The organism is Aquamicrobium ahrensii, assembly GCF_040545755.1.
GTDB lineage: Bacteria > Pseudomonadota > Alphaproteobacteria > Rhizobiales > Rhizobiaceae > Mesorhizobium > Mesorhizobium ahrensii.
This window is the reverse complement of the sequence record NZ_JBEPMN010000001.1, coordinates 261,130-283,131: the sequence shown is the minus strand read 5'-3', so window position 1 is coordinate 283,131 and position 22,002 is coordinate 261,130. Positions and strand designations below refer to the sequence as shown.

General features: G+C 61.1%; 21 protein-coding genes. 11 read left to right on the top strand and 10 right to left on the bottom strand.

What is annotated here, in order from left to right:
* Positions 1-7 precede the first annotated feature (7 nt).
* On the top strand, positions 8-1,264 hold the full coding sequence (gene ilvA / locus ABID44_RS01395; RefSeq protein WP_354149888.1) for a threonine ammonia-lyase IlvA: 1,257 nt from the start codon (positions 8-10) through the stop codon (positions 1,262-1,264).
* Complete coding sequence (locus tag ABID44_RS01390; RefSeq protein WP_354149887.1) at positions 1,261-1,818, top strand: DUF1697 domain-containing protein; 558 nt, start codon at positions 1,261-1,263, stop codon at positions 1,816-1,818. Before ilvA ends, ABID44_RS01390 begins: the two co-directional genes overlap by 4 nt.
* Positions 1,819-1,837: 19 nt before the next feature.
* Here the strand turns inward: ABID44_RS01390 and ABID44_RS01385 are convergent, their stop codons facing one another.
* The 7 genes from ABID44_RS01385 to ABID44_RS01355 all read right to left on the bottom strand — a co-directional run bounded on the left by ABID44_RS01385 (position 1,838) and on the right by ABID44_RS01355 (position 6,843).
* Positions 1,838-2,128: a Dabb family protein gene (locus ABID44_RS01385; RefSeq protein WP_354149886.1), complete on the bottom strand. Its 291-nt coding sequence runs from the start codon at positions 2,126-2,128 to the stop codon at positions 1,838-1,840.
* Positions 2,129-2,258: 130 nt separating this feature from the next.
* Positions 2,259-2,387, bottom strand: a complete 129-nt coding sequence (locus ABID44_RS01380) for a hypothetical protein (RefSeq protein ID WP_354149885.1) — start codon at positions 2,385-2,387, stop codon at positions 2,259-2,261.
* Between the two features lie 41 nt (positions 2,388-2,428).
* Complete coding sequence (fumC, locus tag ABID44_RS01375; RefSeq protein ID WP_354149884.1) at positions 2,429-3,826, bottom strand: class II fumarate hydratase; 1,398 nt, start codon at positions 3,824-3,826, stop codon at positions 2,429-2,431.
* Between the two features lie 192 nt (positions 3,827-4,018).
* On the bottom strand, positions 4,019-4,198 hold the full coding sequence (locus ABID44_RS01370) for a CsbD family protein (RefSeq protein WP_354149883.1): 180 nt from the start codon (positions 4,196-4,198) through the stop codon (positions 4,019-4,021).
* Between the two features lie 117 nt (positions 4,199-4,315).
* A complete protein-coding gene (gene groL / locus ABID44_RS01365; protein WP_354149882.1) occupies positions 4,316-5,956 on the bottom strand; it encodes a chaperonin GroEL in 1,641 nt (546 codons plus the stop codon).
* 68 nt (positions 5,957-6,024) lie between these two features.
* Positions 6,025-6,321, bottom strand: coding sequence for a co-chaperone GroES (gene groES / locus ABID44_RS01360; RefSeq protein WP_354149881.1), 297 nt, complete (start codon positions 6,319-6,321; stop codon positions 6,025-6,027).
* A gap of 168 nt (positions 6,322-6,489) precedes the next feature.
* The gene (locus ABID44_RS01355; protein ID WP_354149880.1) at positions 6,490-6,843 is read right to left on the bottom strand and encodes a CAP domain-containing protein; all 354 of its coding nucleotides are present in this window, start codon (positions 6,841-6,843) and stop codon (positions 6,490-6,492) included.
* Between the two features lie 367 nt (positions 6,844-7,210).
* Here ABID44_RS01355 and ABID44_RS01350 point away from each other — a divergent pair, with 367 nt between their 5' ends.
* A complete protein-coding gene (locus ABID44_RS01350) occupies positions 7,211-8,029 on the top strand; it encodes a DUF2189 domain-containing protein (protein ID WP_354149879.1) in 819 nt (272 codons plus the stop codon).
* Between the two features lie 60 nt (positions 8,030-8,089).
* Here ABID44_RS01350 and ABID44_RS01345 read toward each other — a convergent pair whose 3' ends face one another.
* Positions 8,090-10,183 (bottom strand): TadE/TadG family type IV pilus assembly protein, encoded by a 2,094-nt coding sequence (locus ABID44_RS01345; RefSeq protein ID WP_354149878.1) that lies wholly within the window; start codon positions 10,181-10,183, stop codon positions 8,090-8,092.
* 67 nt (positions 10,184-10,250) lie between these two features.
* Here ABID44_RS01345 and ABID44_RS01340 point away from each other — a divergent pair, with 67 nt between their 5' ends.
* Together ABID44_RS01340 and ABID44_RS01335 are read left to right on the top strand one after the other, a co-directional pair.
* Positions 10,251-11,111, top strand: a complete 861-nt coding sequence (locus ABID44_RS01340; RefSeq protein WP_354149877.1) for a TIGR01459 family HAD-type hydrolase — start codon at positions 10,251-10,253, stop codon at positions 11,109-11,111.
* Positions 11,112-11,120: 9 nt separating this feature from the next.
* Positions 11,121-12,095 (top strand): bifunctional riboflavin kinase/FAD synthetase, encoded by a 975-nt coding sequence (locus tag ABID44_RS01335; protein ID WP_354149876.1) that lies wholly within the window; start codon positions 11,121-11,123, stop codon positions 12,093-12,095.
* Positions 12,096-12,104: 9 nt separating this feature from the next.
* Here the strand turns inward: ABID44_RS01335 and ABID44_RS01330 are convergent, their stop codons facing one another.
* Positions 12,105-12,659, bottom strand: a complete 555-nt coding sequence (locus tag ABID44_RS01330; RefSeq protein ID WP_354149875.1) for an HdeD family acid-resistance protein — start codon at positions 12,657-12,659, stop codon at positions 12,105-12,107.
* A 166-nt stretch (positions 12,660-12,825) separates the two neighbouring features.
* On the opposite strand from ABID44_RS01330, the gene ABID44_RS01325 reads away from it, so the two are divergent.
* From ABID44_RS01325 to ABID44_RS01315, 3 genes are all read left to right on the top strand, one after another.
* On the top strand, positions 12,826-13,635 hold the full coding sequence (locus ABID44_RS01325) for a MipA/OmpV family protein (RefSeq protein WP_354149874.1): 810 nt from the start codon (positions 12,826-12,828) through the stop codon (positions 13,633-13,635).
* 229 nt (positions 13,636-13,864) lie between these two features.
* Positions 13,865-16,786 carry an isoleucine--tRNA ligase gene (gene ileS / locus ABID44_RS01320; RefSeq protein ID WP_354149873.1) on the top strand — a complete coding sequence of 974 codons (2,922 nt, stop codon included), beginning with the start codon at positions 13,865-13,867 and terminating at the stop codon, positions 16,784-16,786.
* A 175-nt stretch (positions 16,787-16,961) separates the two neighbouring features.
* Positions 16,962-17,621 (top strand): hypothetical protein, encoded by a 660-nt coding sequence (locus ABID44_RS01315; protein WP_354150183.1) that lies wholly within the window; start codon positions 16,962-16,964, stop codon positions 17,619-17,621.
* A gap of 25 nt (positions 17,622-17,646) precedes the next feature.
* Here ABID44_RS01315 and ABID44_RS01310 read toward each other — a convergent pair whose 3' ends face one another.
* Positions 17,647-18,093 carry a nucleoside deaminase gene (locus tag ABID44_RS01310; RefSeq protein WP_354149872.1) on the bottom strand — a complete coding sequence of 149 codons (447 nt, stop codon included), beginning with the start codon at positions 18,091-18,093 and terminating at the stop codon, positions 17,647-17,649.
* Positions 18,094-18,170: 77 nt separating this feature from the next.
* Here ABID44_RS01310 and ABID44_RS01305 point away from each other — a divergent pair, with 77 nt between their 5' ends.
* From ABID44_RS01305 to ABID44_RS01295, 3 genes are all read left to right on the top strand, one after another.
* A complete protein-coding gene (locus ABID44_RS01305; protein WP_354149871.1) occupies positions 18,171-20,000 on the top strand; it encodes a pseudouridine synthase in 1,830 nt (609 codons plus the stop codon).
* Between the two features lies 1 nt (position 20,001).
* Positions 20,002-20,556 (top strand): 16S rRNA (guanine(966)-N(2))-methyltransferase RsmD, encoded by a 555-nt coding sequence (gene rsmD, locus ABID44_RS01300; RefSeq protein WP_354149870.1) that lies wholly within the window; start codon positions 20,002-20,004, stop codon positions 20,554-20,556.
* A 71-nt stretch (positions 20,557-20,627) separates the two neighbouring features.
* Positions 20,628-21,998 carry a M16 family metallopeptidase gene (locus tag ABID44_RS01295; RefSeq protein WP_378226713.1) on the top strand — a complete coding sequence of 457 codons (1,371 nt, stop codon included), beginning with the start codon at positions 20,628-20,630 and terminating at the stop codon, positions 21,996-21,998.
* Positions 21,999-22,002 lie beyond the last annotated feature (4 nt).

Genomic DNA, 22,002 nt, shown 5'->3' with positions numbered 1-22,002 from the left:
TCACGCCATGACAAGCTTCGCCGACAGGGTTGCAACCGCTGCGGAAGCGACAAGGGAGATTTTCCCCCAGACTCCGCTGCAAAAGAACGACTACCTGTCGCAGAAATATGGCGCGCGCATTTTCCTCAAGCGCGAGGATCTGACGCCGGTGCGGTCCTACAAGATCAGGGGCGCCCTGAATTTCTTCAGAAAGACCCTTGCGGCAGGCAACAAGGCTGACCTGTTCGTGTGTGCGTCGGCAGGCAACCATGCGCAGGGATTTGCCTTCGTGTGCCAGCATTTCGGGCGCAAGGGCGTTGTCTTCATGCCGGTTACCACCCCAAAACAGAAAATCGACAAGACCCGCATGTTCGGCGGCGAGTTCGTCGAGATCAGGCTGGTGGGCGACTTTTTCGACGATTGCTACCATGCGGCGCTGAAATTCACCGAAACTGCCGGGGCTCATATGGTGCCTCCCTTCGACCATAAGGATATCGTTGAGGGGCAGGCGACTGTCGCCCGGGAGATCGTCGACCAGATCGGGAAGGGCAAGGCGCCCGATATCGTCATGCTGCCGGTAGGCGGCGGCGGGCTGGCGGCGGGTGTGAGCCAGTATTTTCAGGCTATCGGGCAGGCACCGCAGTTCATTTTCTGTGAACCTGCGGGCGCTCCCAGCCTCTCGCGCAGTCTGTCGGAAGGCAAGCGGGTCAAACTGGGCTCGGTCGACAATTTCGTCGACGGCGCGGCGGTTGCCGAGATCGGCCGGGAGAATTTTCGCCTGTTGAAGGATTTTTCCGCCGGATCGACCCGCCTTGTGCCCGAAAACCGCCTGTGCGCGACAATGATCGAGATGCTCAATGTGGAAGGCGTCGTTCTGGAGCCCGCCGGAGCGCTCACCATCGATGCACTGAAGGATTTCGCAAAGAAAGATATTCGCGGCAAGACCATCGTGGCGGTGGTCTCCGGCGGCAATTTCGACTTCGAGCGGCTGCCGGACGTGAAAGAGCGTGCGCTGCGTTTTGAAGGGCTGAAAAAGTATTTCATCATCCGCCTGCCGCAACGTCCCGGCGCGCTGCGCGATTTTTTGCAAATGCTCGGCCCCGACGACGATATTTCCCGTTTCGAGTATCTGAAGAAGTCGGCACGCAATTTCGGCTCCGTGCTGATCGGCATTGAAACGCGTGACAAGCGAAACTTCGCCCAGCTCAAGGCGAAGTTCGTGGCCGAGGGCGTGCAATGTCAGGATATAACCGACGACGAAACTCTGGCGAACTTCATCATATGACCACCAGGCCGGAAGGCAACGTCTTCGTCGTATTGTTCCGGGGCGTCGGCGGCTTCACGCAATTGCCTGTCGCGAAATTGCGTGAAGCTCTTGCCAAAGCCGGATTTAGCAACGTTTCGACCTATATCAACAGCGGCAACGCAGTTCTGATCTCGGACAAGGAAAGGACGCAGACGCAGGAGCTTGTCGCAGAAGTCGCGCGGCGCGATTTGGGTTTTGACAAGGATATCATGCTGGTCAGCCACGATGAGTGGCGACAGATCATCGACGATAATCCGTTTCCAGAGGCGGTCGAACGGCCAACGACGCTCCATGTATTCGTGCTGAGAGATGCGCCCGGACAGGAAGCCGTCCAGGCACTGGCGTCACGGGCTACCGGCGAGGGCGTTCACATTCGCGGTAACGTCTTGTACCTGCATGTTCCAGATGGGTTCAGCGCTTCCAGATTGCCGCCCGTAGTCGACCGCACTCTGAAAACGGTGTCGACCGCCCGGAACTGGCGAACAGTCCTGGCGCTCGGAAAGATGGCGGGTGACGCCGGGACAGGGGAATGACTTCAGGTGCGTGCGGGGTTCAGCTCGCAGCCACCACATCGGCGGAGAAGCGCAACTCGCGCATGGGCCTTACACTGGCGGTCGTTTCGGAATAAATCGGATCGGCCTTGAAGGCGTGCAGAGCCGCTTCATTCTCGAATTCGGCATAGACGACGATGTCGATCTCATTTCCGAACAGATCGACCTTACGGTTCACCGTCACTTCGAAATGGCTGGAATGTGGAATCCGGCCCAGGTTCATCAGCCCTTCGCGTACTGTCTCGACATCCGTATCTGGCTTGACGGTAAAGAACACGATGTGCCGGATCAATTCGGCCTCCTAAGGGTCGATATGGAAAAGCTGACGTCGCACGCACGCAGCCGCCTGGCGCATCTTTTGATCCGGAAGGCTCTGCTGCGTCAACTGGCAGGATGTCGCGCCGTTTGCTGGAGGTAAAGGCTCAGCCGGTGACCATGCGCACCAGATGGTTCATGCCCTTCACCCCAGTGTCGATGTAACGGCCTCCGTTGTAGAGGCCGTCCCAGATCAGAAAACAGGCGATGATGACGATCACGATGACGTAGCGCATGGCGTCATGGTAGTCGAAACACTTCTTCCCGGCCAGAGCGCTCAGCCTGGGTGAGTCATATCCTCGGGCCGCACGATGCGATCATAGTCCTCGGCGCTCACCAGACCGGTAGCGAGGGCTTCCTCGCGCAGCGTGGTGCCGTTCTTGTGCGCGGTCTTGGCGATCTTCGCGGCCGCATCATAGCCGATGGTCGGCGCAAGCGCGGTGACCAGCATGAGGGAGCGTTCCAGCGAAGCCTTGATGTTGTCCTCGCGGGCCTCGATGCCGACGACGCAATTGTCGGTGAACGAGACGGAGGCGTCCGCCAGAAGCTTCACCGACTGGAGGAAATTGTAGGCCATGAGCGGGTTGTAGACATTCAGTTCGAAATGGCCCTGGCTGCCAGCGAAGGTCAGCGCGGCGTTATTGCCGAACACCTGCACGCAAACCTGCGTCAGCGCCTCGCATTGGGTGGGATTGACCTTGCCGGGCATGATCGACGAGCCGGGCTCGTTCTCCGGCAGGGCAAGCTCACCAAGGCCGGCGCGCGGGCCGGAGCCGAGGAAACGGATGTCGTTGGCGATCTTGAACAGGGAAGCGGCGACGGTGTTGATCGCGCCGTGCGAGAACACCATGGCGTCGTGGGCGGCAAGCGCCTCGAATTTGTTGGGGGCGGAGGTGAAGCCGAGCCCGGTGATTGCGGCGATCTTTTCCGCCACTTTTTCGGCAAAGCCGATCGGCGCATTCAGGCCGGTGCCGACGGCAGTGCCGCCCTGCGCGAGCTGCATCAGCGCCGGCAGCGTCATCTCGATGCGCTCGACACCGTTCTTCACCTGCTGCGCGTAACCGGAAAACTCCTGACCGAGGGTGAGGGGGGTGGCATCCTGCGTATGGGTGCGGCCGATCTTGACGATGTGATCGAAGGCCTTGGCCTTGGCGTCGAGAGCGGCGTGCAAGTGCTTCAGCGCCGGCAGCAGATCGTGAACGGTACGCTCGGCGCAGGCGATGTGCATGGCCGTGGGATAGGTGTCGTTGGACGACTGGCTCATGTTGACGTGATCGTTGGGATGAACCGGCTTCTTGGAGCCCATCTCGCCGCCGAGCTTTTCGATTGCGCGGTTGGAGATGACCTCGTTGGCGTTCATGTTGGACTGGGTGCCGGAACCCGTCTGCCAGACCACCAGCGGGAAATGATCGTCGAGCTTGCCGTCGATGACTTCCTGTGCGGCTTCCACGACAGTTGCGCCCAGCTTCGGATCGAGCCTTCCGAGCTCCATATTGGCTTCGGCCGCAGCGCGCTTGACGATGCCGAGCGCGCGCACGATCGAGGCAGGCTGCTTCTCCCAGCCGATCCTGAAGTTGCCAAGGGATCGTTGGGCCTGCGCGCCCCAATAGCGATCGACGGCGACTTCGATGGGGCCGAACGTATCGGTTTCGGTTCTGGTCTTCTGAGCGCTCACTGCCGATCTCCTGAACATGCGAATTGAGTGGCTCCGGCCTATCGCTTTGCATCTTCGGCTTCAAGGGGAGATTGCCGCCGTTCACGACCCAAATCGGTTGAACTTTCAGGCGGCCCGCAAGTTCGGGGCAGACATGAAAAAAGGCGGCTTTGAACGCCGCCTTTTCCATTTCGAAGCCGGGTGGAAATCCCTTCAGTGGGCCTTCCGGACCTTTTCTTGGACGTCGCCGACATTCTTCTGCAGCTTGCCCCCGACCTTTTCAGCCTTGCCCTTCAGCTCGGTCTTTGTGCTGCCGGTGACCTTGCCGGCGGCTTCTTTCACCGCGCCCTTGGCCTGCCTCGCAATGCCTTCCACCTGATTCTTGTTCACCATGTCCGCATCTCCCGGGTTGAACTTGCCCGGATCAACGGCAGGCCGGCGACTTCGTTCCAGGGATCAAAAGAAAAGGGCGGCCGAAGCCGCCCTTTCCAATTCGATGCAGAGACCTTCTTAGAAGTCCATGCCGCCCATGCCGCCCATGCCGCCAGGCATGGCCGGAGCCGCAGCTTCCTTCTTCGGAGCGTCGGCGATCATGGCCTCGGTGGTGACCAGCAGGCCAGCAACAGAAGCGGCGTCCTGAAGAGCGGTGCGGACCACCTTGACCGGGTCGACGATGCCGAGCTGGATCAGGTCGCCATACTCGTCCTTGGCGGCGTTGTAGCCGTAGGTCGCGCTCTTGTTCTCGAGGATCTTGCCCACGATGATCGAGGCTTCAGCGCCGGCATTGTTGGCGATCTGGCGAGCAGGAGCCTGCAGAGCGCGACGAACAATGTTGATTCCAGCGGCCTGATCGGCGTTGGCGCCTTCAGCCTTGATCGCCTGGGTGGCGCGCAGCAGGGCGACGCCGCCGCCGGCGACGATGCCCTCCTCAACCGCAGCGCGGGTGGCGTTCAGGGCGTCGTCAACGCGATCCTTCTTCTCCTTGACCTCGACCTCGGTCGAACCGCCGACGCGGATGACGGCGACACCGCCGGCCAGCTTGGCAAGACGCTCCTGGAGCTTCTCGCGGTCGTAGTCGGAAGTGGTCTCTTCGATCTGGGCCTTGATCTGGCCAACGCGGCCCTGGATCTCGGCCTTCTTGCCGGCGCCATCGACGATCGTGGTGTTTTCCTTCTCGATGCGGACCTTCTTGGCGCGGCCGAGCATCTCGATGCCGACATTCTCCAGCTTGATGCCGAGATCTTCCGAGATGACCTGACCACCGGTGAGGATGGCGATGTCTTCGAGCATGGCCTTGCGGCGATCACCGAAGCCCGGAGCCTTGACGGCGGCGATCTTCAGGCCACCGCGCAGCTTGTTGACGACCAGCGTCGCCAGAGCTTCGCCTTCGACGTCCTCGGCGATGATGACCAGCGGCTTGGAGGTCTGCACGACAGCCTCGAGCACCGGCAGCATGGCCTGAAGGTTGGAGAGCTTCTTCTCGTGGAGCAGGATGTAGGCGTCCTCGAGTTCGGCGATCATCTTGTCGGGGTTGGTGATGAAGTAGGGCGACAGGTAACCGCGGTCGAACTGCATGCCTTCCACGACTTCCAGCTCGGTCTCGGCGGTCTTGGCTTCCTCGACGGTGATGACACCCTCGTTGCCGACCTTCTGCATGGCCTCGGCGATCATCTCGCCGATTTCCTTCTCGCCGTTGGCCGAGATGGTGCCGACCTGAGCGACTTCCTCGGAGGTCTTGATCTTCTTGGCCTTCTTGACGAGGTCGGCGACGACTTCGGTCACGGCCAGGTCGATACCGCGCTTCAGGTCCATCGGGTTCATGCCGGCGGCGACAGCCTTGTGGCCTTCCTGAACGATGGCCTGCGCCAGAACGGTTGCGGTGGTGGTGCCGTCACCGGCCTTGTCGTTGGTCTTGGAAGCGACTTCGCGAACGAGCTGGGCGCCCATGTTCTCGAACTTGTCTTCCAGTTCGATCTCCTTGGCGACGGAAACGCCGTCCTTGGTGATGCGCGGAGCGCCGAACGACTTGTCGATGACAACGTTGCGGCCCTTGGGACCGAGGGTGACCTTCACCGCGTCGGCGAGGATGTTGACACCGCGCAGCATGCGCTCGCGGGCGTCACGGGAGAATTTTACGTCTTTGGCAGCCATTGCTTACTCCTGGGCCTGTGGCCCGAAATTCGGATTGCAGTGATTGTTGAAGAATGGGACCGGCAGGATCAGCCGATGATGCCCATGATGTCGGATTCCTTCATGATCAGAAGGTCTTCGCCATTGAGCTTGACTTCGGTGCCCGACCACTTGCCGAACAGGACGCGATCGCCTGCCTTGACATCGAGGGCGACGATCTTGCCGTTCTCGTCGCGGGCGCCCGAGCCAACAGCGACGATTTCGCCTTCCTGCGGCTTTTCCTTGGCGGTGTCAGGGATGATGATGCCGCCAGCCGTCTTCTCTTCGGACTCGACCCGGCGAACGACCACACGGTCATGAAGCGGGCGGAACTTCGTCTTTGCCATTTGATTTCCTCGGTCACAATGATGAGAAAGAATTCCTCCGTCCGGCGTCGCCGGACCTGTTAGCACTCCTTCTTTCAGAGTGCTAACGAGGCATGAGATAATCGGCCCCTTGCACAGTGTCAAGAAGACAGGACCGTTTCCTGTGAGATCCGGTGAATGCCGTTTCCTCTAGCTGGCGAGAATCATCGTCCAGTATCGCCATTCGGGCCGGTCGGGGCGGCTTGCCCAGGCAAGGCCGAAGCGATTGAAACGGGCATCCAGCATGTTGCGGCGATGCGGGGGTGAATTCATCCACATGTCGATGGCGCGCGCGGCGTCCATGCGGCCTTCGGCGATGTTTTCGGCCGCCGCGCCCCTGATGCCGTTGCCTTTCACCCTTGCGGTGAAGCCTTTCCCGAAGCCGGTCGCGTGATTCATCTTGCCCGACGCCGCCATGTAATGGGCCTGCTGCAGTGCGGCCCGCTCCAATTGGCGGTCGGCTGACAGCATGGACAATCCCTGCGTCTTGCGAATTTCAGCCATGGAGCCGCTAGCAGAGGTTGTTGCTCCGCCGCCCGCGCCCTGCCGGGGCAGGGAACCGCAGCCCGCCAAGCCGGCAAGCGCGAATATACCGGCGCCCAGCACCAGAGTGCGGCGGTTGAAACATGGTTCAGGAGCGGGAAAGGAAAGATCGGATCGGGACATGCTCATCAAGTCTGATAGGATTCGGATCGTGGCTTTTAGCGGGCAGGCGTGCAAAATTCGACCTGTATCCCCGCGATCCCCGACGCGCGCCCCGGTTGCGCGACAGTGGTGGTGAAATCTGTTAGGATGCGACCGTTTTGAAGCGGCAGCCTGGGGCGGCCATCCGGCGGTGACCGCCTCATCCTGCTTTGTCAGGGAGGAAGTCATGGCCAGTTTCCACGTTATGACGGATGCGCGCGGCCAGCGCGTTCAGCCCGTTGTCAGGCGCATCGGCGCGTCCGATATAGTTGACGCCCTGCGCCTTGGGCTGGACGACTTCCGGCAAAAGCCGTCTCACTATGTTTTCCTGTGCCTTATCTATCCGGTTGTCGGGCTGATCCTGACGCGCTGGACGACGGGGGCAGGGGCCATTCATCTCGTTTACCCGTTGATGTCCGGTTTCGCCTTGCTGGGTCCGTTCGCGGCGATCGGTCTTTACGAAATCAGCCGCCGGCGCGAACTGGGAATGGACGCTTCGTGGCGTCACGCAGTTCAGTTGCGCTACTCTTCGGCGCTGCCCTCGATCGCCGCCGTGGGCGTCATGCTTTTCGCGCTGTTCCTGCTCTGGCTTTATACGGCGCAATCCATCTACACGGCGCTTTTTGGCGACGCTGCGCCGGCTTCCTTCATGGCCTTCTTCAATGAAGTGCTCACGACAAGGCGGGGCTGGATGCTTATCCTGCTCGGCAATGGCGCAGGTCTCATTTTCGCCGTCGTTGCGCTGGCCACGACGGTCGTCGCCTTTCCGCTGATGCTCGAGCGTGACGCCGGGGCGGTCGCGGCAGTGGAAACCTCGATACGCGCGGTGGGGCTCAATCCGCTTCCTTTGACCCTGTGGGGTCTGATCGTGGCTGCCCTGCTGGTGATTGGCGCCATCCCGCTATTGGCCGGCCTGGCTGTGGTGATGCCGGTGCTGGGGCATTCGACCTGGCATCTCTATCGCAAGCTGGTGGAGCCCGACCGCTCCATGCGCCGGCCAATGTAGCTATCTGAAATGGAAAAGGCCCGGAGCTTCGCAGCCCGGGCCCTGCTTTCTCGGCTTTTCCTAGCTTGTGATGCGCAGGTTGGACAGTTCGTCGGCAATCTCGCGGAACGCGTTCGACAGATCGTTGCCGGCGGCGTTCCAGAACAGCTTGGCTGGTTTGGACGGATCATCCGGATCGCGCCGATTGCGCGAGTCGGATGAGCATTTCTTCAAACCGGCGATCTGATCCTTTACCTTGGAATCTTTCTTTGCCTCGGCCTCGAGGTCAAGCCCGACCGTCATGATCATTACGCCTGAAGCCTTGGCGTTCTCGCACAGAGTTTGCATTTTATCGTTCATTGCCCGCGAGTAGTTTTCATTCGTATACTGGGTCTTGTTGAAGCTGCTGCTCAGGCCCTGGAACAGACGGCCATAGTCATACGGCTTGTTGTAAGGAAGCAGGAACCCGTAATCGCCATAGATCGATTTGACGTTGTTATTGTCGACGGCAGCGGAGGTCGAGCCGTTAAGACGGCGAACGCTGCTGGGCGTGTAATAAGTGTTCGCACCATCGGTGAGCAGGATCACGACCTTGTCGTTGCCACGATCCGTTTCCGGCCGTCCTTCGGTAAACGGCTCAGCGCTGGAGAGCACGCGCCACCCCCAGGCGAGACCGCTGCCGACACTGGTGCCGCCCAGCGGCTGCATCGCGGAAATGGCGTCCTTGATCTGCTTCATGCCCGCAGTATTCGTAACATCCACCAGAGGCGTGATCGGCTGCGTGGTGCAGTTGCCGTTGGGGCCGTTACCCTGACCCATCTTATGCGAGCCGTAGGGAGCCACATAACCCAACTGCGTGCCGTTGCTCGACCTCACGTCGAAATACTTCGTCATGGTGTGCGGAGCGCGATTGCTTGCGGAGAGGCTTGAGTCCGACGGATCCCAAAACAGTTTGTTCTTTGTCGAATCTGTCGTGCTCGTGACTTTGGTGATCCAGTCATTGTAACCGTTGCTGGAATCGTCAGGGTAAAACATCGGAACGAACAGCGTTGCCGGGTTGCCCTCACGGGGGCGTTCGTCGGTGAGGTCATAGGGGTAGGGGCGTTGCTCGACGCAGCCTTCCCACTCGGCATAAGACGCCGTTTCCTTCTTATTGCTGTCTTTATAGTACTTCAGTTCGTCAAAAAGGGTGAAGCGTGTAACGATCTGGTTTTCCTGAGCGCCCCAGTCAGATCCGCTCTTGACGTAAACGTCTCCCTTCTTGGTTATTTTTTTGTTCGTTCCGGAGAAAGAGAAGGACGACCAGTTGAAATTTTCATGATGAATGGGAGATACCCCTCGTGTATCCATCCACGAAGCGTCTTTATTGTCTTTTCCGATATTAACCGAAGTGGCGAATGGCACGACTGCGAATTGGATGGGCTTTTCCAGTTGCTTCACGCTGTCAGCCTGATTGACCATCGTGGTGATCAGTTCGTCGGCGGCTTTTTTCAGCAACTCCATGCGTGTCTGCGTGGAACCTGTACCCTTGATATCCATGGAGCCGGAATTATCGAGCACCAGCGCCACTTCCAGCGTGTTCTTCAGGCGCACCTCGGAGCAGGTTCTGAAGTCGAAATCCCGTGATTGTTTGCCCATCAGCATTGCAGAAGCGGGCAGGAAATAGGGTGAATAGTTCAGCGTGGCGCACATCTCCATGGTGCCGCCGCCAACCACCTGGCTTGGAAGCCGGACGCTAAGACCGCTTTTGGCGGGAACGACATGGCGCAAATTGGCGAAATAGAAATCGTTGGCGTACGCTATCGCCTTCGCATCGCTTATTCCGCTTTGAAGCTCGCGCGCCGTGGCGATGTTGGCTGCATCGAGGGCATTCTGCGTATCCAGCCGCTGACGTGACATTTCCGAGTAGTCGACGGCAAGCGCCACGGCCCCCATCAAAGGCGCCATGATCAGGCCCGTCATCATCGCATAGTTGCCGCGCTTGTCGGCCAGGAATTTTCGCAACATCTGGCTTAAGCCCCCGCTGCCAAATAGTGGTGTCGAGGGCGCATAATCGCAGGAATGGTTAAATTTCGCGTTTGCGAAATTGCCTGAAAACGCGAGCGCATTTTCAATCGGCGTTAACCAGACGGCTGCCGGTCGCCACAGGAAAGCTGATGACAGGGCGCGGCGCATCGGCTAATCCGGGCGCTCGAAGCCATCAGTTCCGACAATCTCCCAAACCATGGACACGCCAGCCGATATGACGGTTCCTCTCCCCATCATTTCTTCGCTCGAGGCCATATCGGGCCGCTACGCCGCAATATTTTGCGATGTATGGGGCGTGGTCCACAATGGCGTGGAGCATTTTCCGCAAGCTACCGCAGCGCTCGCGGCCGCGCGTGAACGTGGCGTCGCGGTTGTGATGATCACCAATTCGCCGCGGCTGCGAACCGACGTCACCACGCAGATGCGGTCCATCGGCGTTCCGGACGGCGCCTATGACAGGCTGGTGAGTTCCGGTGATGTCACGCGCGATCTGATCGCCGAGGCTCCGCGTCGGATTTTTCACATCGGACCTGATCGCGACACCAATATCTATGACGGTCTCGGCGTCGAACTGGTCGAGGATTTCGAGGCGCAGGCCGTGGTCTGCACCGGTCCGTTCGACGATGAGACCGAGACGCCGGAAGACTATCATGATCTGCTTGTACGCTTACGGTCGCGCAATCTGCCGTTCATCTGCGCCAATCCCGACATCGTGGTGGAGCGCGGCGAAAGGCTGATCTGGTGCGCCGGCGCGATCGCACGCGATTACGGGCAGATGGGTGGGCGCACGCTGATTGCCGGAAAGCCCCATGCGCCAATCTATGAGGCTGCGTTTAGGGCGGCCGCCGAAGTTGTGGGACGCGATCTGGAGCGCCGCGAGATCCTTGCGATCGGCGACGGCATGATGACCGACATCAAGGGTGCGGCCGATAATGGCGTTGACGCGCTTTATGTTTCGGGCGGCATCCATGCCCGTGATTATGGCGCTCCCCTGACGCCCGATCCGCGAAAGCTGGCTGAGTTTCTGGAAAAGCATGGCTATGCCCCGGTGGCGATCATGCCCCGGCTGCAATAGGGCGTGCACATGCTGGCGCGTATTGCCGGAAATGTGCAACTGCCCGCTCAACTGCGGGGCGGCGTCGTGGCGATCGGAAATTTCGACGGCGTTCACCGCGGGCATCAGGCCGTGCTCGAACGCGCGCTTCAGGAAGCGCAGAAACGCGGCGTACCGGCTCTGGTTCTTACGTTCCATCCGCATCCCCGGAAGTTTTTTCGGCCGCAGGCGCCGCTGTTCGTGCTGACGCCATCCGAAATGAAGGCAAAGCTGCTGCACAAGCTCGGCTTTGCGGCGATGGTCGAGCAGGAATTCACTGCCGACTTTTCGACGAAGTCGGCCGAGGAGTTCGTTGGGTCAATTCTGCAGAACAATCTTGGAATCTGTCACGCCGTGACCGGATTCAATTTTCATTTCGGCAAAAATCGTCAGGGCGGACCGGCTTTCCTGATGGATGCCGGCGAACGGCACGGGTTTGGCGTGACGCTGGTCGATGCGTTTCGCGACGAAGGCTCCCATATTATTTCATCGAGCCGCATTCGCGAATTGCTGGCGCTGGGCGATGTGGAAGAAGCTGCCGGTCTGCTCGGTTATCGCTTTACGGTATGTGGCGAGGTCATCGATGGGCAAAAACTGGGGCGAACGCTGGGCTTCCCCACCGCAAACATGTGCCTGCCGGAAGAGGTCGAACTGCGCGAAGGCATTTATGCCGTGAGATTCCGCCGGGCCGACGGAAGCCTGCATAATGGTGTCGCCAGCTTCGGGCGTCGTCCTACAGTTAATGACAATGGCGCGCCGCTGCTCGAAACATTCGTGTTCGATTTCTCGGGCAGCCTCTATGGAGAGATCTGCGAAGTCTCGTTCTTCAGCTATCTTCGCGGCGAAGAAAAATTCGACGGCCTGGAAGCGCTCGTCGCGCAAATGAAACGCGACGAGCAGGAGGCGAGAGCGGTTCTGGCCGGCGTGCGGCCGCTGTCGGAACTCGACGCCGCCGTCAGTTTCTGACAGCTCCGCCTATTTCTTCAGAGCCAGCCCGAAGGCGATGAAGGCCCAACCCTGGAAGATCAGGTCGATGGCCAGGAACAGGCCAAGGATTTGCAGGCTGTTGACCGGCCAGCCGAGCGCGATGACCAGACCTGCGAGGATCGTGACCACACCGGCGGTGACGATCCAGCCGGAGCCCTTCTGTTCCCAGTTCTGATAGCCGACCCAGGCACGCAAGGCTCCCGATGCGACCAGGGCTACCGCCAGCAGGAAGGTGAGGACCACGGAGGCGAGCACGGGATTATAAAAGGCGAAGATGCCGGCCAGCGCGTAAAGCAGGCCGCTGGCGAGCCAGAAGAAGAAGCGGCCCCATGTCTTTACGCCGAAGGCATGAATGATCTCGACTACGCCTGAAAACAGCATCAGCCAGCCGACGAAATAGACCGATGCGACCGTGGCGATGACCAGATTGCCGAAGGCGACGCCGCCGAGGATGAGCAGCAGCACGCCAAGCGCCACGAACCATCCCCATTTGCCGCGAATCTCGTCGGTAACGCCGTTAAGCGTCCTGTTCTCGAAAGTCATGATGCCTCTCCTGATTGAGAACTTGTCCACCCATGCAGGTTAGTGCGGCCACCGGGCATCGTCCAGCGGGTCGCCTCGCTATAAAGTATCGGATTTAAAGCAAATTTTACCAAATCTCGCGCAACAGTCGTCTCAACTCCCATTTGTATCGTGTAGACGGTGAGACATGCGTGCGTTGAAAACCACATCCGCTCTGGCGGCGTTGATCGCTTTCGGCGCAGCCGCGCCGGCAAACGCAGGTGAGGGCGTTCGCGGATGGCTCTCCGGCGACTGGTATCTGACGGTTGGGGCGACCGGTCTCATTGCTCCCGACTTCGAAGGCGGCAAGAAATATCTGCTCAGCGCCACGCCCATCATTTCGCTGGGCAAGGCCGGAAATCCGGTTCGCTTCTCCTCGCGCAACGACAATATCTCGCTGGCGCTGGTCGATCAGGGCGATTTGCGGGTAGGCGTCGCCGGGAAGTTCCTCTGGAAGCGCGATAATGACGAGGACGCCCTGCGCGGGCTCGATCCGGTCAAATGGGGTGGTGAGATTGGCGGATTCTTCGAATTCTATCCGCTCGATTGGATGCGCATGAGGGCAGAAGTGCGACAGGGCGTTCGCGCTCACAAGGGCGTGGTCGCTGATATTGCGGTGGACGCCTTTCATGACGTGACGCCCGAGGTTCGTGTTTCCGGCGGGCCGCGCGCATCCTTTGCATCGTCGAAATATTTCGATTCCTACTATGGCGTAAGCGCGGATGAGCACAGCAGGTCGGGTATCAGCGAATACGATCCGGGGGGCGGCGTCCGTTCGGTCGGGGTCGGCGGCGCGATCACCTGGAAGGTATCCGATCCTGTCACCACCAGCCTGTTCGGCGAATATTCGCGCCTGATGGGACCAGCAGCGGATTCCAGTATCGTGCGCGAGCGCGGAACCCGGGATCAGTTCACGGTTGGTGTTTCGGCGACGTATCGTTTCGACTTCACCATGTAGCGGCTTTATTCTTGACCGCTCATGAGTTAGAAGCGCGGCCATGATACGCCAACCGCGCCAGGTCGCGTTCGCGATACGAATTACCAGCCCGGTGCTCCGGGCGGGCTGAGGTGGAACTCGCCTGCCGGAGCCGCCGGGAATTTTGGCGCGCGTCTCTCGCGCATTTTCCAGATTATGTGAACTCCAGGCCCAACGCCCATCGTGGCCGGGCAAGCACTATGGCGAACCGATGACCGATACCGTCGAAACGATCGATTATTCCAAAACACTCTATCTGCCGCAGACAAATTTCCCCATGCGCGGCGGTCTGCCGGAAAAGGAGCCGCAGATCGTGGCTCGCTGGCAGGAAATGGACCTCTATAAGATGCTGCGCGAGGACGCCGCCGGCCGGCCTAAATATGTGCTGCATGACGGCCCGCCCTATGCCAACGGCACCATCCATATCGGTCACGCGCTGAACAAGATCCTCAAGGACGTCATCACCCGCTCGTTCCAGATGCGCGGCTACGATTCCAACTATGTTCCGGGCTGGGACTGCCACGGTCTGCCGATCGAATGGAAGATCGAGGAGAAATATCGCGCCGCCGGCAAGAACAAGGACGAGGTGCCAATCAACGAATTTCGGCAGGAATGCCGGGAATTCGCCCAGCACTGGATCGAGGTGCAGACGGCCGAGTTCCTGCGTCTCGGCGTCATCGGCGACTTCAAGAAGCCCTACACGACGATGAATTTCCACGCCGAGGCGCGCATCGCCGGCGAATTGCTGAAGTTCGCCATGTCGGGCCAGCTCTATCGCGGCTCGAAGCCGGTGATGTGGTCGGTGGTGGAGCGCACCGCGCTGGCCGAGGCCGAGGTCGAGTATCAGGATTATGAGAGCGACACGATCTGGGTGAAGTTCCCGGTGCTCGGGGGGGCACCGGACCTGGCCGGAGCCTCCGTCGTCATCTGGACGACCACGCCGTGGACCATCCCCGGCAATCGCGCGGTCGCTTACTCGCCGCGTGTGGCCTATGGTCTCTATGAGGTTACGGGGGCGGAAAACGATTTCGGGCCGCAGCCGGGGGAGAAGCTGATCTTCGCCGACGCGCTTGCCGAAGAGTCCTTCGCCAAAGCCAAGCTGCAATTCAAGCGCCTGCAGGGCGTGAGTGCCGACGAACTGGCGGCCATCACATTGGCCCACCCGCTCGCCGGTTTGGGTGGCGGTTATGGGTTCACGGTTCCGGCGCTGGCCGGCGATCATGTCACCGACGATGCCGGCACCGGTTTCGTGCACACCGCACCGGGGCACGGCCGCGAAGACTTCGATGCATGGATGGACGCGGCGCGCGATCTCGCTGCGGGCGGCATCGACACCGCCATCCCCTTCACCGTTGACGATGCGGGCTTCTTCACCAAGGACGCGCCGGGCTTCGGGCCGGACCGCGAAGGTGGCGCGGCGCGTGTCATCGACGACAACGGCAAGAAGGGCGACGCCAACAAAGCCGTGATCGAAGCTCTGATCGCGGCCGACAAGCTGTTTGCGCGCGGACGGCTCAAGCACTCCTATCCCCATTCGTGGCGGTCCAAGAAGCCGGTGATCTTCCGCAACACGCCGCAATGGTTCGTCTACATGGACAAGGATCTTGGCGACGCCACCACGCTGCGCTCCCGCGCGCTGAACGCAATCGACGCCACCCGCTTCGTTCCTGCGGCGGGACAGACCCGGCTGCGCGCCATGATCGAGGATCGACCCGACTGGGTGCTTTCGCGGCAGCGCGCCTGGGGCGTGCCGATCTGCGTGTTCGCCGACGAGGATGGCGATGTCCTCAAGGACGAGGCCGTCAACGCCCGCATTCTGGAAGCCTTCGAAAAGGAAGGCGCGGATGCGTGGTTTGCCGAAGGCGCGCGTGAGCGGTTCCTTGGTTCGCGGGCAGGCGAGCCCTGGCGGATGGTGACCGACATTCTCGATGTCTGGTTCGATTCGGGCTCCTCCCACACCTTCACGCTGGAGGATCGTCCCGATCTGAAATGGCCGGCGGACGTTTATCTGGAAGGGTCTGACCAGCATCGCGGCTGGTTCCATTCCTCACTGCTTGAAAGCTGCGGCACGCGGGGCAGGGCGCCTTACGACACCGTCGTCACCCATGGTTTCACCATGGACGAAGACGGCCGCAAAATGTCGAAGTCGCTGGGCAATGTGGTCGTTCCGCAGGAGGTGATGGCAAAGTCGGGCGCCGATATCCTGCGCCTGTGGGTCATGACAACCGACTACTGGGAAGACCAACGGCTTGGCAAGAATGTGCTGCAAACCAATATCGACGCCTATCGCAAGCTGCGCAACACGATCCGCTGGATGCTGGGCACGCTCGCCCATGACGAGGGTGAGGATGTGCCGCTGGCCGACATGCCGGAGCTTGAGCGGCTGATGCTGCACCGGCTTGCCGAACTCGATGCGGTCATGCGCTCCGGTTATGACGGCTTCGAATTCAAGCGAATCACTCGCGCGCTCATCGACTTCATGGTTGTCGAATTGTCGGCGTTCTACTTCGATATCCGCAAGGATTCGCTGTATTGCGACGCGCCGTCGAGCCTGAAGCGCAAGGCCTCAGTGCAGGTGGTGCGCCACCTGTTCGATTGTCTGGTGACGTGGCTTGCGCCCATGCTGCCGTTCACAACGGAAGAAGCGTGGGGCGAACGCTATCCGCAGGCGCGCTCCGTGCATCTTGCGCAGTTCCCGGAAATTCCGGCTGGCTGGCGCAATGACGAACTGGCCGCCAAGTGGCGCAAGGTGCGGCAGGTTCGCAGTGTCGTCACCGGCGCGCTCGAACTGGAGCGGGCCAACAAGACGATCGGTTCGTCGCTGGAGGCGGTGCCGGTCGTTCATGTCACGGATGAGACGCTGAGGGAGGCGATCGCCGATGTCGACTTCGCCGAAATCAGCATCACCAGTGATCTTGTCGTCTCTCCGGATGCCGCCCCGGACGGGGCGTTCACCCTGCGCGAAGTGCCCGGCGTCGCGGTTGTCATCGAAAAAGCGGTGGATCGGGGCCTGCGCAAATGCGCGCGGTCCTGGCGCTATACCGCCGATGTCGGCAGCGATTCCGCATTCCCGGATGTTTCCGCACGTGATGCGGCAGCGCTGCATGAGTTGCAGAATCTCGACCGTCTTTGAGACGGTTTGGGCGCCGCGCTCCCTGTGCGCGTTGCCCTTCAGCCGGGCTTGAGGTAAAGACCTTGGCTTCCGCCGACAAATTGTCGCCGGATTTTCCGTTACAAGGGCAGGGTAGAGTTTGCCCGTGCCCGGCCGGCATACAAGCAGGGGGCCGTTCCAAGTGAGTTTCTTCGGCATGAATGACACCCGATGCGGCCGTTTGGCCATGCTGGCTTCGCTCGCGGCTTCCGGCGCAATGCTCGCCGGCTGCGTGTCGTCTCCAACCTATGGAACCGACAGGACAGCCACGGAGCAGCTTGCCACCGATCTCAGCAGCGCACTGACCTTTGCGCCGCCGAAGCGCGAACGGATCGATTACAAGCCGCGCCCTGAACTCGTGAAGCCGGCTCCTGGTCAGAAGGGAAACCTGCCCGCGCCACAGGACAGCGTGGTCCAGACGGCCAGTGGCCAATGGCCGGAATCGCCAGAGCAGCGGCGGGCGCGTATCAGGGAAAGTGCGACCGCCAATCAGGACAACCGCTTCTATGAGCCGGAGATCACCAATGATCTTCCGGCACGGACCGCATCCGTGCCTGTCGCTTCGGATAAATTCGATCCCACCGAGAACGCTCGTGTGGCCAAGGGCCAAAGCTCGGAAGTACAGAAGCGCCTGGCGCAGTCTCGTCAGGGCAACCCGACCACGCGCCGCTATCTCAGCGAGCCGCCGCTGGATTACCGTGTGGCGGCAAACACCGCCCCTCAGGATGAGCTGGGCGAGGACGAATACGTCAAGGAACGTCGCCTGAAGCGCGCCGCCTCCAAGAAGGGCGGTATGTTCGACTGGCTGCCGTGGTAGATATTTCCTTCGGGATTTTGGGTGCTTAGCGCCGCGTCCTGAAGAATCCTTTCAATAAGGCGGACGCATCGGTTTCCCCCAGGCCAGAATAGACATCTGGCACATGGTGGCACGTCGGCTGCGAGAAAAATCGCACGCCCGAAACGATGGCTCCGCCTTTCTCGTCAGTTGCGCCGAAATAAACCCTGCGCAGGCGCGCAAAGGAGATGGCCGCCGCGCACATGGTGCACGGCTCAAGCGTCACATAAAGATCGCAACCGCACAGGCGTTCGGCCGTAAGTTTTGCAGCCGCCTCACGGATTGCGAGCATCTCCGCATGGGCGGTGGGATCCGCCAGTTCGCGCGTGCGGTTTCCGGCGGCCGCAATGACGGCGCCGTCGCAAACGAGCACCGCTCCGACAGGCACTTCACCGCGCCTTGCCGCTTCTTGCGCCTGCTGAAGCGCCAGGCTCATGAAGTCAGTGCGCTTCATGCAAGCAGTTCTCCTATTATCCCCTCGCATGCCGGGGGTTCACCTGCTATCTAGCCCGCCAAACGAGCAAAAACCACATGACCGAAGACGACAAATCAAAACGAAAGCCTGGTGCGAAACCCGGGGGCGGCCGAGGACCAGGCGCTGGTAAACCGGCCGGCAAGGGCTTTGCCAAGCGGCCGGGCGGGGATTCTCGCCCGAAACGCAAGTTCGATGCGCCCAAGCGCAGTGATGAACCGAGGAAATTCGAAGGCGGAGAACGCCCAAAGCGCGATTTCGATCGGGATGAGCGGCCGAAACGTGACTTCAAGCGCTCCGACCGACCTGAGAAAGCCGAAGCCGGAGCCGAGCGACCTTTCCGCAAAGGTCCCCGGCCAGAAGGCAAGCCGTTCCGCAAACGCGAGGGTGAGGACCGCCCCTTCCGGCCAAGAGAAGGCGAGGCGCGCCATGTCGAAAGGGGTGACAGGCCGCAACGCGATTTCCGGCAGGAAAGGCGTCCGCGCGAGGATGGAGAATCGCCACGCAATGCGGGCGGTCCCGGTAAGGGGCCGCGCCCTGGCGGCAAGCCTTTCGTAAAGCGGGAAGGGGGCGATCGACCCTTCACGCCGCGTGGAGAGCGTGGGTTTGGCCCGCGCAAGGAAGAGCGCGCCGATCGTCCGAAGCGCGACTTCGGCGGCGAGCGTAAAGCTGCCGGACCGTTCAAGCCGCGTCCGGTGGATGCGGAACAGGAAAGCGGTGAGCGCATCGCCAAGCGTCTGGCGCGTGTCGGCATCGCCTCGCGTCGGGATGCCGAGGAGTTGATCGCCGCCGGACGCATTCGCGTCAATGGCGTGGTTCTTGAATCTCCTGCCTTCAATGTGCAGCCGAACGACGTGATCCTTCTCGATGGTGTCGAGATACCACCCATCGAGCGCACGAGGCTGTTCCTGTTCCATAAGCCGGCAGGCGTCGTCACCACCAACCGGGACCCGGAAGGACGTCAGACCGTTTTCGACGTGCTGCCCGCCGAGCTGCCGCGGCTGATGACAGTCGGGCGTCTGGACATCAACACGGAAGGCCTGCTTCTGCTCACAAACGATGGCGGGCTGGCGCGCGTTCTTGAACTGCCGGCGACCGGCTGGCTTCGGCGCTACCGGGTGCGCGTCCATGGCAAGGTGGACGAAAAGGCGCTGGCCGACCTCAAGAACGGCATTGCGGTTGACGGCGTTTTCTATGGGGGAGCGGAGGCTGCGCTCGAACGCGTGCAAGGCTCCAATGCGTGGATCAATATCGGCTTGCGCGAAGGCAAGAACCGTGAAGTGCGCAATATTCTGGGCGCGCTCGGCCTGGACGTGAACCGCCTCATCCGCATCTCCTATGGCCCGTTCCAGCTCAACGAGTTGCCGGAGGGCCATGTGCTCGAAATCAAGGGACGCATGCTGCGCGAGCAGCTTGGCGAAAGGCTGATCGAGGAATCGGGAGCCAATTTCGATGCGGATATTTCAAAACCCTTCTCCAACAAGCCGGTAAGGCAACAACATCGCGCAGGTGACGATGCAGCGGAAGCACGGCCTGCGAAGAGACCGTCGCGGCTCGATATAGGCGAAGGCGGTCTTATCAAGCGCCGAAAGATGCGCGAGAGCGGCCGCGAGGAAGCGCTCGGCAAGCTTTCCACACGCCCGAAGCCGGGCTTCGGCGGGAAGCCGGCACGCAAGGACGAAGGCGGCAGGGAGGGGTTGCGTCGCAAGGAGCGGCCACCGCTCGATCCTCCGGGTCAGCGCAAGGCCAATGTCTGGATGGCGCCGGGCGCGCGTCCGGTTCGTGAGGGCGAAGCCACTACGGAAAAACGCGATGCCAGACCGCCGCGCAAGCCGGTCGGGCGTGGTGGCCCCCGAGGCGGCGCGGGCAAGGGACCTAAGAGGTCGTAGCATGCGAATCGTGGGTGGTGCGCTCCGCGGCCGGCCTCTGGCGACTCCGCGCTCCGATTCCATCAGGCCGACCACGGACCGCGCGCGCGAGGCCGTGTTCAACATGCTTGCCCACCGCTTCGCCGACAAACTGGAAGGCGCGCGCGTGCTGGACCTTTTCGCCGGCACGGGAGCGCTTGGGCTGGAAGCCTTGTCGCGCGGAGCTTCGCATGCCGTCTTCATCGAGGAATCGGCGGAGGGGCGGGGGCTTATCCGCACCAATGTCGAGGCCTTCGGCCTTACCGGACGCACCAAGATATTTCGCCGCGATGCAACGGAAATTGGCGATATCGGCACCCTGTCCCCATTTGGGTTGATCTTTGCCGATCCGCCCTATGGCAAGGGGTTGGGCGAGCGCGCGTTGAAAAGCATCCGCGCAGGGGGCTGGCTGGAGCCGGGGGCTCTGTGCATCGTTGAGGAAGCCGCGTCTGTTCCATTCGAGCCCGGCGCGGACTTCTCCATCCTTGATGAGCGCGGATACGGTGACACGGTGATCCGCTTCATCGCCGCCGCCTGACTTCCGCCGCGTTCGGCCTCCACATCACCCGCAATCCTCGCGATTCGGATCATGATCAACCGGAGCCTGCAATGACACCAACCAGAAACCGGCTATGCGCGATGTTTTTGGGGGCGTCGCTGGGCCTCGGCGTTCTTCCGGCGACAGCAGACACCGAGTCGGCCAAGGAGACGAAAATCTCCAGCTTCACGCTCGATAACGGCATGGAGGTGGTTGTCATCCCGGACCACAGGGCGCCGATCGCTACGCATATGGTGTGGTACAAGGTGGGCAGCGCCGACGAGCCGCCGGGAAAGTCGGGAATAGCCCATTTCTTCGAGCACCTGATGTTCAAGGGCACCAGCAACCACGCGGCCGGCGAGTTCGACCGCGCTGTGGCCGGGATCGGCGGCAACAACAACGCCTTCACCTCCTACGACTACACTGCCTATTTCGAGACGGTGCCGGCCGATGCGCTGGAACAGATGATGGCGTTCGAGGCAGACCGGATGCGCAATCTGGTGCTTAGCGACGATGTGATCGCCACCGAGCGCGATGTGGTTCTGGAAGAACGCCGTTCGCGGATCGATAACGATCCGAGCGCGCTTCTGGACGAGGAAGTCAGCGCCACGCTCTGGCAAAATCAGCCCTACCGCATCCCGGTGATCGGCTGGGTGCAGGAGATGGAACAACTGAACCGCGCCGACGCACAAGCCTTCTATGACCGTTACTATACACCGAACAACGCTGTTCTGGTGGTCGCCGGAGATGTCGAGGAAGAGGCCGTGAAAGCCATGGCCGAACGGACTTACGGCAAGATCGCGCGCGGGCCGCACCTACCGCCGCGTCAGCGCCCGGTCGAGCCCGAGCAGAACACGAAACGCACCGTCTCGCTGACCGACGAGCGGGTGAGCGTGCCAAGCTTTTCGATGCAATGGGTCGTTCCGTCCTACCACACGGCCGGGCCGGGCGAGGCTGAATCGCTCGACCTTCTTGCCGAGATACTGGGCGGCGGAATGCGCAGCCGGCTCTATCAGGAACTGGTGGTCAGGAAGCAGATCGCCGTCAGCACCGGCGCCTCCTATAACGGCACGATGCTCGACGATACGAGCTTCACGGTCTATGGCGCTCCCGTCGGGCAAGCTTCTCTTGAGCAGGTAGAGAAGGCGGTCGCTGCCGAGATCGCCCGGATCGCCGAGGACGGCGTTTCGGCTGACGAGCTTGAGAAAGCCAAGAAGCGGTTTGTCCGCGCCACGATTTTCGCTCGGGACCGGCAATCGGCAATGGCCAACATCTTCGGCAGCACGCTGGCGACGGGCGGATCCGTCCGGGATATTCAGGAATGGCCGGATCGTATCGGCAAGGTCACGCCGGAACAGGTGAAGGCGGCCGCGGTCCGCTATCTGCTGCCGTCACGGTCGACTATCGGCTATCTTCTTCCGCAGGCAAAAGGCGGGAACTGAAACC

Bases quoted from the DNA above. Each gene is read 5' to 3' on its own strand.
- ABID44_RS01310 (WP_354149872.1), bottom strand. From the start codon at position 18,093: ATGAAGCGCACTGACTTCATGAGCCTGGCGCTTCAGCAGGCGCAAGAA.
- ileS (WP_354149873.1), top strand. From the start codon at position 13,865: ATGACCGATACCGTCGAAACGATCGATTATTCCAAAACACTCTATCTG.
- rsmD (WP_354149870.1), top strand. From the start codon at position 20,002: ATGCGAATCGTGGGTGGTGCGCTCCGCGGCCGGCCTCTGGCGACTCCG.
- ABID44_RS01305 (WP_354149871.1), top strand. From the start codon at position 18,171: ATGACCGAAGACGACAAATCAAAACGAAAGCCTGGTGCGAAACCCGGG.
- ABID44_RS01370 (WP_354149883.1), bottom strand. From the start codon at position 4,198: ATGGTGAACAAGAATCAGGTGGAAGGCATTGCGAGGCAGGCCAAGGGC.
- ABID44_RS01345 (WP_354149878.1), bottom strand. From the start codon at position 10,183: ATGCGCCGCGCCCTGTCATCAGCTTTCCTGTGGCGACCGGCAGCCGTC.
- ABID44_RS01325 (WP_354149874.1), top strand. From the start codon at position 12,826: ATGCGTGCGTTGAAAACCACATCCGCTCTGGCGGCGTTGATCGCTTTC.
- ABID44_RS01295 (WP_378226713.1), top strand. From the start codon at position 20,628: ATGACACCAACCAGAAACCGGCTATGCGCGATGTTTTTGGGGGCGTCG.
- ABID44_RS01335 (WP_354149876.1), top strand. From the start codon at position 11,121: ATGCTGGCGCGTATTGCCGGAAATGTGCAACTGCCCGCTCAACTGCGG.
- ABID44_RS01380 (WP_354149885.1), bottom strand. From the start codon at position 2,387: ATGCGCTACGTCATCGTGATCGTCATCATCGCCTGTTTTCTGATCTGG.
- ABID44_RS01340 (WP_354149877.1), top strand. From the start codon at position 10,251: ATGACGGTTCCTCTCCCCATCATTTCTTCGCTCGAGGCCATATCGGGC.
- ABID44_RS01330 (WP_354149875.1), bottom strand. From the start codon at position 12,659: ATGACTTTCGAGAACAGGACGCTTAACGGCGTTACCGACGAGATTCGC.
- ABID44_RS01355 (WP_354149880.1), bottom strand. From the start codon at position 6,843: ATGGCTGAAATTCGCAAGACGCAGGGATTGTCCATGCTGTCAGCCGAC.
- ABID44_RS01350 (WP_354149879.1), top strand. From the start codon at position 7,211: ATGGCCAGTTTCCACGTTATGACGGATGCGCGCGGCCAGCGCGTTCAG.
- groL (WP_354149882.1), bottom strand. From the start codon at position 5,956: ATGGCTGCCAAAGACGTAAAATTCTCCCGTGACGCCCGCGAGCGCATG.
- ilvA (WP_354149888.1), top strand. From the start codon at position 8: ATGACAAGCTTCGCCGACAGGGTTGCAACCGCTGCGGAAGCGACAAGG.
- groES (WP_354149881.1), bottom strand. From the start codon at position 6,321: ATGGCAAAGACGAAGTTCCGCCCGCTTCATGACCGTGTGGTCGTTCGC.
- ABID44_RS01390 (WP_354149887.1), top strand. From the start codon at position 1,261: ATGACCACCAGGCCGGAAGGCAACGTCTTCGTCGTATTGTTCCGGGGC.
- ABID44_RS01315 (WP_354150183.1), top strand. From the start codon at position 16,962: ATGAATGACACCCGATGCGGCCGTTTGGCCATGCTGGCTTCGCTCGCG.